General features: G+C 47.9%; 8 protein-coding genes. All 8 read right to left on the bottom strand.

The genetic code is table 11. The annotated features are described in order from the left end of the window. Positions 1-108 precede the first annotated feature (108 nt). From asp5 to asp1, 8 genes are read right to left on the bottom strand one after another with little or no spacing between them, the layout of a single operon-like run. The gene (asp5, locus tag HMPREF9389_RS04435; RefSeq protein ID WP_002929966.1) at positions 109-330 is read right to left on the bottom strand and encodes an accessory Sec system protein Asp5; all 222 of its coding nucleotides are present in this window, start codon (positions 328-330) and stop codon (positions 109-111) included. Position 331: 1 nt separating this feature from the next. Further along, complete coding sequence (asp4, locus tag HMPREF9389_RS04440) at positions 332-514, bottom strand: accessory Sec system protein Asp4 (RefSeq protein WP_002897858.1); 183 nt, start codon at positions 512-514, stop codon at positions 332-334. Next, positions 507-1,859, bottom strand: coding sequence for an accessory Sec system glycosylation chaperone GtfB (gene gtfB / locus HMPREF9389_RS04445; protein ID WP_002929965.1), 1,353 nt, complete (start codon positions 1,857-1,859; stop codon positions 507-509). The genes asp4 and gtfB overlap by 8 nt, the downstream gene beginning before the upstream one ends. Continuing rightward, positions 1,843-3,363: an accessory Sec system glycosyltransferase GtfA gene (gene gtfA, locus HMPREF9389_RS04450; RefSeq protein WP_002929963.1), complete on the bottom strand. Its 1,521-nt coding sequence runs from the start codon at positions 3,361-3,363 to the stop codon at positions 1,843-1,845. Before gtfA ends, gtfB begins: the two co-directional genes overlap by 17 nt. 12 nt (positions 3,364-3,375) lie before the next feature. Beyond that, positions 3,376-5,757, bottom strand: a complete 2,382-nt coding sequence (gene secA2 / locus HMPREF9389_RS04455) for an accessory Sec system translocase SecA2 (protein WP_002929961.1) — start codon at positions 5,755-5,757, stop codon at positions 3,376-3,378. Next, positions 5,750-6,229, bottom strand: a complete 480-nt coding sequence (gene asp3 / locus HMPREF9389_RS04460; RefSeq protein ID WP_002929960.1) for an accessory Sec system protein Asp3 — start codon at positions 6,227-6,229, stop codon at positions 5,750-5,752. The genes secA2 and asp3 overlap by 8 nt, the downstream gene beginning before the upstream one ends. Then, on the bottom strand, positions 6,226-7,755 hold the full coding sequence (gene asp2 / locus HMPREF9389_RS04465; RefSeq protein ID WP_002929957.1) for an accessory Sec system protein Asp2: 1,530 nt from the start codon (positions 7,753-7,755) through the stop codon (positions 6,226-6,228). Before asp2 ends, asp3 begins: the two co-directional genes overlap by 4 nt. Continuing rightward, the gene (gene asp1, locus HMPREF9389_RS04470; RefSeq protein ID WP_002929955.1) at positions 7,745-9,325 is read right to left on the bottom strand and encodes an accessory Sec system protein Asp1; all 1,581 of its coding nucleotides are present in this window, start codon (positions 9,323-9,325) and stop codon (positions 7,745-7,747) included. Before asp1 ends, asp2 begins: the two co-directional genes overlap by 11 nt. Positions 9,326-9,332 lie beyond the last annotated feature (7 nt).

Here is a 9,332-nt window from a genome sequence, read left to right as displayed (position 1 = left end):
AAATCCTTTGGATAAATTAATTGTCTAACTTTTGGGGGTCAGTACACTGCAATAGAGGGTCTTTCTTTTTTAGCAGTCGTCAGAACAGCTTCGCTACCTAAACAGATACTAAAGGGATTGAATCATAAAGAAAATCATAAGCACAATCAGAGCAAGGCTTGCCAAAAGAACTAGAATTTTCTTTGCGAAGTGAGTTTCCCAGTAGCCTGACTTGCCGATTGATGTATTGGTGTCTCTGTAAAATTGCTGGCTCTCTCTGGGAAGAAGACCAACCAGCAAAATCAAGACAAGAGCTGCTACAATGGTAAGTGTAATCAATATTGTTTGCATTTTATTTCCTCAAGGCTCCAATCAATGTAAAAATCAAACCAATCAAGATCATCAAGCCCAAGGCGATGACAAAGGCCTTGTTGAGATTTTCACCCAAGCTGGCCTTTTCTTTCTTGGGCTTGCCATGCTTGAGTTCATCCAACCGCCCCTCAATATCCTTATGAAATAAATCTTTTTTAGCCATGCTGACCTCCTAGTACGCTTTGGAGAGTCTCCTGATAAAGACTGACGGGTACATCGTTGGCATGCCGACCTTGAGCTTGCAAGGCTGACCTCATCTGCTCAACACCAGATAAGGCTTCTTCCAGAGTTGCTGCTAGTTGAGCTGGCTGGCTGCTATCGAAAATATGCTGCTGGGCAATGTAGTGCCTGTCATGCAGGGTCTGCTCAAAGCCTAGGATCAAGAGATTATTCTCAAAAGCCTTGCGCACTGCCTGCAGAACCTGTCCGCCGTGATTGATATCCAGATAGATGTCTGATTCCAAGTAGAGCTGCTCAATCTGCTTGAGACTGGCATTTTGATAAAGGACGACATTCTTGTAGGACAGCATAGACAAGAGTTTGGGCGACATTTCCGTGAGAGCTGCAATGCGAAAGACTAGCTGCGGCAAGGCCTGAACCAAGGTCTCTAAGCCTTCAATCTGATCCGAATGGGTCAGGATTAAAACATCTTTTCGTAGGTAGTTGTCCCGCTTGAAATCATAATGATAGCCCAGATGCAGGAACTTCTGCTGCTGGTCAGCTACAGCCAAACTCTTGGCCTTTTGATAGGTCGCCAAGTCTGGAATGACAATGGTCTGCGCCCGCAGCTGACTATTGTCCAGAATCAGCTGCATATTGCCTGGCAGCTCGTCATGAAGCGGCTCCTGCCAGAAGAGAATATCCTGCCCAGCTCGGCCTGTCAAGCTGTGGGAAACTAGGAAAGAATAAGCCAGCGAATTAAAGAGAATGTGATCCAAGTCAAAGTCTAGCCGTTCCAAGAAGAAACGGATAAAATCCACTCGGCTTTTAAAAATTCGCAAGGGCTCTTGGTCCAGAGTCAGGATGATGTCACCGGTGGCATGATTTTCCACGATACGCTCCTGGCCATCAGTGCTGTAGTAGGTCGTGTTGAAGGCTTCCTGACCTGATTTATAGGCTGTTTTTGCAAAGCAGCGGCCTTGCTTATTATAGCGCTCACTCAGTCGCAGCTGGCCTTTTTTATCAAGCCAATCCACCTGCTTGACCAGCCGGCCCTTGGCCTGACTGGCATAGTGAATCCGTGCCCTTTCTTCTCCCATGTCACTGACACGCGCCGACTGATGGTCGCCTGTGATTTCCCAGAAAGGCGGCACTGGCACTTGATTGAAAAAGAGCGGGTGGTCTACTCCCTCTTCATCCCCCAGAAAGTAAGTATAGGGGGAGATCATGTCGTCCGGCAGAAAGCCATTGGCCTCAATGACAATGGTCGGACAGTCATAGCCAGCTGCAAGGAGAGAATCATGCAGATCCTGGGTTTCCTGATTGTGATAATCAAAGAGCTGAATCATCTCTGACCTCCTTTAAAAGCTGGGACCAAGCCGCTTCAACCCGGTTGGTCAAATAATTCTCGGCCACTCGATAAGAGTGTTGGCTCATCTCCTGCTGGCGTCCTTGGCTAAAGAGAGCTACTATTTTCTCCACAAAAGTAGCAATAATCTGATCCTCGACCTGATTGGAACTGACCGGCAGCAGATAGCCATTTTTACCATCATCGATAAAAGTCTGATTGCCATAGCGGACATCAAAACCGATGAGGGGCAGACCCGATCCAACTGCTTCCATAAGAGTCAAACCAAAGCCTTCGCTGGTTGAAGCCGTCAGATAAAGTTCATAGCCTGCATAAACCTGACTCAGATCCGCATGCCCTTTGAGCCGAATGTAGTCCTGCGCTCCTGCTTCCTCAATCCTTCGGCGTAGCTTGTCCTCTTCGCCCCCCTTACCGTAAATATCAAGAGTCAGCTTAGGCAGCTGGGCATGGGCTTGGACAGTCGCTGCCACTAGCCAATCGATATGCTTTTCCGTAGCAAGACGCGAAGCTGTAATCATGGAGAAAGGCTTGCGAGGCTCTTTGGGATAAGTCAGCTGGTCAAGACTCCCCACTGGTATGGTGACAATCTTGGGACGCTTGTCTGAGTAATGCTTGAACTGCTTCTCTAGAATCGTTTTCTGAGCCTCAGTTGCCACGATGAAAAAGTCCACCTTGTCAGCATTGGTAAACTGGTAGTCATAGAAATTGTTCCAGAGAATGTAGTCGTCGCTGCTGGCATTTTCACTGAAATGCTCCGCATGGACCACTACTCCCAGCTTAGCCTTCTGGCTTTCCTCAAAGACAACCTGACCAATTCCTGTCTCCCTATCCAAGATGACTACATCGTCTGACTGCAGCTTCAAACACTGAAGAAAATAACGGACCAGCTCAGCCTTGGAATAGAAAATACGATCTGGAAAACGATAGAGCTCTTCCTGACCATCCTCTATCAGCATGTCATAAGCCACACTGCCGTCTTCATGGTAGAAACGGCGCTGGTAGAGAGTTGCGGCGTCATTGTGGGGCGCGAAGTATTCACTGGCATAGCGGACATAGGAGAAATAATCCTTGCGAATCAATCTCCCCCGCAAGACATATTCCACATGCTCCACAAAGTCCTGGTCTTCCTGCCGCAGATAGCAAGTAATAAACTGATCATCCTGCGGATAGAAATAGCGGACAATCTTGCCCTCTCTCTCCGAGCGCTCCGGCTGACCTGCGACTTGAGCCAGCACCTGATCCAGCGTCACCGTCGTCGGCGCAATCTTGATATCCGAAAAGTAGTTGTAGAGCCAGATAACTTCCTCATCCAGAAAACCGATATTTTCCGTTAGATGCTGGATATTATCTGCTAAAATCATATCCATAAAGATAAACTTAGCCGGCTGCTGGATTCTGCGCAGTAGCTGGGCCCGATAAGCTTGGGCGTATTCTACACCGCTGCTGGCCCAGCCGATGCCTAAGTTAATGTTATATACTGTCATATTCTCCTCGTCTTACGGGAAGTACATGATGACTTCTCCTTTAGGGTTGAGTGCCAATTCACTCATCAAAAGATTCTTGACAATCTGCTGCTTCATGCGTTCCTTCATATATTCAAAGCCATCGTAAGCCTCTTGATAGTATTCTACCAGAGGATTTTTCATAGAGAAATGCTGACCGCTCAAGGCTGTCTTGAGTTGCTGCAGATAGTCCACCTGCTCGACCCAGTTCTCATCAATAGCCTTGAGAACGGACACCCGCTGAAAATGAGTAAAGAGCTTGTCAGACTTGAGATAGGCTTTCTTTGCCTGCAGCTCCTGCTCGGCAATATCCTGCAAGAGCTCTGCGATTTTCTCCGGCGAATAAATATCAAAATCATAAGGAATACGCTCAGCATGGTAGCTGAAATGGTCTAAAATAAAGCGATAGAGGTCAGCCCGTGTCGCATAGGACTGCTCATAAGCCGCCTGATGAATGACCTGACGGAGGACGCGGCTGATTTCTTCATCAATCCGCTCCTCAGCTCGAATCAGGCGATTGCGCTCAGCATAGGTAATCTCCCGCTGAATCTTCATACACTGGGCATATTCCAGCGTCATTCGACGGGACATCTTGGCGCTGCTTTCGCTAGCCCTCTGAGCCTTGGTCACCAAGTGTCTGAAACGGCGCTGTCCCAGCTGGACTGGATGCTGCTGGACCTCTTCGTTAGAGTAGTCCTTGTAGAACTTCTTGAGCCAGTCCGGTCCCCACTTCCTGAGCAAGTCATCTTCCAGTGAGATGAAAAATTTACTGATACCTGGATCACCCTGGCGGCCTGAACGGCCACGAATCTGTAGGTCAATCCGCTGGTTCTCCATCCGCTCAGTACCAATCACCACGAGACCGCCCAAATCTGCGACACCTGGTCCCAACTTGATATCCGTACCTCGGCCGGCCATGGATGTAGCCACTGTCACTGCACCTTTCTGCCCAGACTCAGCGATGATCTGCGCCTCACGGGCAGCATTGTTAGCATTGAGCAGGTTGTGGGCGATACCTTCTCTCAGCAGTAGAGAAGAGTAAATCTCTGACATCTCCACTGAGCCGGTAAAAATCAAGAGCGGATTGCCTTGAGCATGGTAGTGCTTGACCTCGTCCAATGAAGCAAATACTTTTTCTGGCAGGGTCTGGTAAAGCTGGTCTGGTAAATCCTGCCGAATAACTGGCTGGTTGGTCGGTATCTTGATGACAGACATGGAGTAAGTCTCCATAAACTCGCTCTCCACCACCTTGCCGGTTCCTGTCATACCAGAGATTTTTCGGAAGAGCCGGAAGAGGTTCTGATAGGTGATGGAAGCCATGGCTCGCGTTTCCTCCGTCAGCTTGACATGCTCCTTGGCCTCAATAGCCTGGTGCTGGCCTCCCTGAAGTCGGGTCATTTCCAGCAGACGGCCGGTTGAGCGGTCCAAAAGTACGACTTCAGCTTCTTTCTCACCCTGTCGGACAACGTAGTCCTTGTCCTTCTTGTAGAGCTTGTGGGCTCGCAAGGCTAGATTGAGGTGGCGGACCAACTCTTGATTTTCCTTGGAATAAAGATGCTCCAAGTCAAGAAAAGACTCCGCCGCCAGAATACCTTTTGATGTCAGCCAGACTTCATTCTTCTCGTCATCGTAGTGATAATCCTCATCTTCTTTCAAAGTTGTAATGAAGGTATCCATGATACCATAGAAGTTTGACTGAACCCGAGGCGCACCAGAGATAACCAAAGGCACCTGAGCGCTGTCCAAGAGGATGGAGTCAATCTCGTCGATGATCACATAGTTGAAAGGACTAAGATATTGGCTGTCCTTATTCTCTGCTAGATTTTCAATCAGATAGTCAAAGCCCAAGGCACTATTGGTCGTATAAACAATATCCGCCTGGTAAATCAGCCGCTTCTGCTTGGGAGTCAAATTTTCAGTCTCATCAGCTACCACCGCTGCCTCAATAGTCATCCCCAGAAAACGATAGACCTGTCCCATTTCCTGAGCATCCCGCAGAGCCAGATAGGTATTGGTGGTCACTAGCATAGCTCCTTGACCAGACAGGGCATTGAGATAGAGCGGCATGGTAGCCGTCAGAGTCTTGCCCTCTCCCGTAGCCATCTCAGCGACATTGCCCTCATGAAGAACAATCGCCCCCATGACCTGCACATCGTAGGGAAACATGCCCAGCACCCGCTTGTCAGCTTCCCGCACCACAGCATAAGCCTCCGGCAGCAGGTCGTCTAAAGTCTCACCTGCGGTCAGTCTCTTCTTAAATTCCTGTGTTTTCTTTTGCAGATCAGCGTCTGACAGGCCAGCCATTTCTGACTCAAAGTTCTTGACTTTGGCTAAGATTTTCTTTAAGCGCTGAATTTGAAAATGATTTTTAATCATCAGACTCCTCTATGACTTGGTCAATGTTTAGGCAATGAAACTCTAAGGACTCAACTCCTGCACTCAGCAGCTGAACCTTATAGCTATAGGCTTCCTTTGGGTAGGTAAAGATCATACTCTCCGAGCGCTCCACTTGATTGCTGATTTCTTTATCATAGCGGTCAAAGAAAATGATTTTCAGAAAGACGCTGGATTCAGGATAGGTGGTCATATCTCTAGACAGGCAATAGCGAGTTCCCTTTTTAAGCAAGGGGAGAGCAGGTACCTGCCGGTCTCGCTGATAGTTCCATTTGGAAGACCATTCATGGATAGTCTGGCCGGAGGCCATTAGTTTATTTTCAAAAAATACATGTGAAGGGGAATGAATAATAAGGGTAGTGCCGTAGAGATAGGTAAAGTCAGTCATTTTACCAGCTGCCGAAACCCCTCTCAGCTCTCCCCAGTAAATGCCCTTTCTTTTTTGAATCTTCATTTCTTTCTCCCAAATTCCTTTTCCAATATCATTCGATAGTAATTCATGAACCAAGACACAGACACAGCTAAGTCATCATTATGCCGACCAGGGACACCTCTGCTAATCAGCTTGGCCTCGGTCAGATGAAGAGCCGCTACTAGGTCTTCATAGGCCATCGGATCATAGTCTTCTTCTTTCATATAGGCGATGCCAAAGGTCGTCCGGCTGAAATCAGCCTTCTCAAACTTACGCCAGTAGCGTTGATTCAACTCCTCTACATGTTCCTGATCTTTGCCACCCGTGTGACGGTGAAGGACATCTAGAGCCGTCGGAAAGACCTCGGGCAGGCGTAAACGACCACGTTGGGCAATAGTGCCTAGATTTCCCAAGGGCTTGGACAAAACGATGGCCCGCGGACGAAACTCTGATCCGTAATAAACCGCACCATAGGTCCCCATGGACATACCTGACAGGACCAGATCCCGCTCGGTAAAGCCCAGAAAGTCCAGATGCTCTTGGATAATGTTATGAATACTGCTCTCAAGCTCCTGGCTGCCCAAATAAAACATACCGCCATCCACGCGCGGATCAGAAAATAAGAGAAAAGGACAGCCCAAACTGCGCATCATTCCGAAGCCCTCAAAGCCTTCCGCCCGACGGTAACCAGAGAAATAAACAGCCAAAGGCGGCTTCAAATCTCCTGGATAAAAGAAGTAATTAATCTCCTGACGGTGGCTATCGCGAAAAATCTTCCCACCCAGAACATACTTACCAAACTCAAAGCGGGTCAGACGCTGATGCAGAGCACCGACCTGAATCCGTCCCTCTCCTCTAGCCTCCAGACTGACTCCCAGATAGGAAGTAAAGTCATTGTCCAGAACCATGGATTCCCGCATGTCCTCTTCTGCGAAAATAGTCTCGCGAGCAATGTCCGCAGTCGAGCCTTCCTGGATATTATAGAGGCGCAGCCGCAGCTCACAGCTGCCTGACTTTTCATACTCAAGCCAGAGTTCAACTGGGTTGTAGGCATTGGCCACGACATTGTATTTCCAAGAGAGGACAGGCTGAAAGTCCTGACCAAAGTCACCTTCCAGCTCTAGATTTTCATAGCCATTGTAGCAAATCTTACCCCGAAATCCAGGGCTGACTACCATATCGAGTGGAGTCATCTTATCCCCATATTGACCGGAAAAGAGAGCCTTGGACAGCTTGCGAACCAGGTCAGCTCGATCACCCATATCCGTTGGCTGAGCGCAGTGACGCTTGAGAAAGTACTCAATATCCGCTTCCTGGGTTTCCTGTTCCTGGTCATAGAATACCGTATAAGGGATAATCTTGGCCTCAATCATAAACAAATCTGGGATCCGACGCAAATCGTCTACCAGAATCGCATCAAACTTGCCAATCTTATCCATCTCCATGACCTTTTTGATAGCTAGATTGGAGTTAGGAAAGAAATAATACCAGGCCATATTGTCTGGAATAGCAAACTCTTTGCTCCAATCGCTTGAGCCAATCTGTAAGATTTTCAGCTTATTTTGCATTCTCAGCCTCCTTGAGCCACTGCTCCCACCGGCCAATCAGCTCTAGACCAGTATTATGATGGATTTTTTCAATGGAATAAATCAAGGCCTGGTTCCAATTTTTCAAACCTTCCAAATAATAGTCTGCAGCAGTCGGTAGATCAGAGATAGAGTCCAAGATATAGCCATTTTGCAGATGGGTCACATAGTCCGAACCCACCAGATTGATCTGCGGAATCCCTGCAGAAATCCCAGCAATCTGCGTATAGAGATTGGGCTGGTCACTCAGATCAATGATTAACCGTGTATCATCCAGCTCCTGAATCAAGCTGAGCTCGTCCGTGATATTCTTAATGGTGAAACGGAGGTCCTGCTCCTGATTTTCCAGCAGGGCATTCTCAGCCTGCTCACTGCGCCGGTAGTTCTTGACAAATTCATATTGATTCAGATACTCATCAATGACCTCCTGCACCTTGGTCTCCACCTTTTGGATTCCTTCCTGCCAAGCATTGTAGACACCGATAGTCAGCTCTGTATCTGGATGCTTGGCTACATAGTGAAGAACCTTGAAAACGGCATAGTCATTAAACACTTCTTCCAGATTAATCTGATAAAAAATCTTAGATTCCCGGCGGCGTTGGCTCTTGCCTAGCTGCAGACGAGTATCAAAAGGCGATAGGTAATGCACCTTCTGAGCCTGTCTAGGCAGGTAGCGCTGAATAGCCTTCTTAAAGTCCATACGATCAGTCAAGACTAAATTCGCCTGCTGCAAATCTGCTTCTAAAGCTGGCCAATCCACTGTATGATTGCGCTCGTGGAAAAAGCTGAGAATGATTTGAACATTCTTGGGCAATAAGCGCAAAATGGCTTGAGTGTATAAGGGATGCGTTGCTAGGACAAACCGGCTGTCCTCTCCTGCATTGCGCTCGATATAGTGTCCCAATTTCTCCAAGATTAAGTCTGGCATCCTCTCATACTCCAGCTTATCAAAGTCCAGTAAGTAAGCAGGGTTGACCTCTACCCGACCGTCGTCAGGCTTGAGATGCTCACGAATCCGCCAGTCACCATCCGGCTGTAGGTAGTCCTGATAAAGGGGCTGCCCCTCTTCATAGTAGGTAATACTGGAGACAAAGCCCCGATCATCAAAGATATAAAACTTCTCCAGTTGGTCATCCTTGAAAAACTTGATGAAGCTGATAAAGCCTTCTACTCCAAACTCGACATGGGCATAGAGCTGTCCCTGCCTGCGGACCATGACTAGAAAGGGCGTATAGACAAACTCGCAGTCTGGCTCCCAGTCCAGATCCTTGATTTGCAAGACCTGCATTTCTTTAGACTGGATTCCCTGAATCTCATCAAAGACCGAGTAATAGTCCGTCTCAAAAATATCCTGCCGATGCAAGAGATAGCGGGCATGTGGCATATAAGCTGGCAAAAGCAGCTGGACTGGCAGATTTTCACTTTGAAAAATCCGAATCTGATGAATCGAGTCATCAAACTCCAGTCGCTGCATAGAGCGGTACCAAGGGATAATATCCCGGTGCCAAATCCGATCCCCACTGCCACTCCATGAAGGAATAAAGTAATACATAGTTTCT

This window comes from Streptococcus sanguinis SK355 (genome assembly GCF_000212855.1).
Classification (GTDB): Bacteria; Bacillota; Bacilli; order Lactobacillales; family Streptococcaceae; genus Streptococcus; species Streptococcus sanguinis_A.
Note: the sequence above shows the minus strand (reverse complement) of the source record. Positions and strands in the feature narration are given on the sequence as shown.